Here is a 594-nt window from a genome sequence, read left to right as displayed (position 1 = left end):
TGACCTGGCTTGCGCCGCATGACGGCAGCCCCGGTCGCCCTGCGGTGTTTTCCGACGCGGCGGTCCAGTTCTGCCTGACCATCAAAGTGCTGTTCAAGTTGCCGTTTCGGCAAACGACCGGGATGGTGGCCAGCCTGTTGAAGATGGCTGGCCTGGATCGGGTGGTGCCCGACGACACCACCCTGTGTCGACGGCAGAAGACGCTGTCTGTCCAGATCCCGTATCGGCGCGCCGATGGCTCCCTGAACCTCATGATCGACGGCACCGGGATCAAGTTCCTCGGTGATGGCGAGTGGCAGGCCAGAAAACACGGTGTTCAGGGCCGAAGCTAATGGCGCAAGGTGCATTTGGCGATGGACACGGCTACGTCTGACATTCGGGCGGTAGAGTTTACCTCCAGCAGTGACGGCGACAGTCTGGTTTTGCCGGACCTACTCGGCCAGATCCCAGAGGGCGAAGACGTCAGCAAGGTAACCGCCGACGGGGCCTATGACACCCGCCGCTGCCATACCGCCATCATCGACTGTCATGCTACTGCGATCATCCTGATCCGAAAGAATGGTCGGCCGTGGAAAGAAGACTGCCCGGCGGCAA

1 pseudogene is annotated in these 594 nt (G+C 61.4%); it reads left to right on the top strand.

Annotation, left to right across the window (positions count from 1 at the left end):
* Nucleotides 1–594: pseudogene (locus DWB67_RS17790) on the top strand (IS5 family transposase); the annotation flags it as partial.

The organism is Paracoccus sp. JM45 (assembly GCF_003590715.1).
Lineage (GTDB): Bacteria > Pseudomonadota > Alphaproteobacteria > Rhodobacterales > Rhodobacteraceae > Paracoccus.
This window is presented reverse-complemented; position numbering and strand designations above follow the sequence as displayed.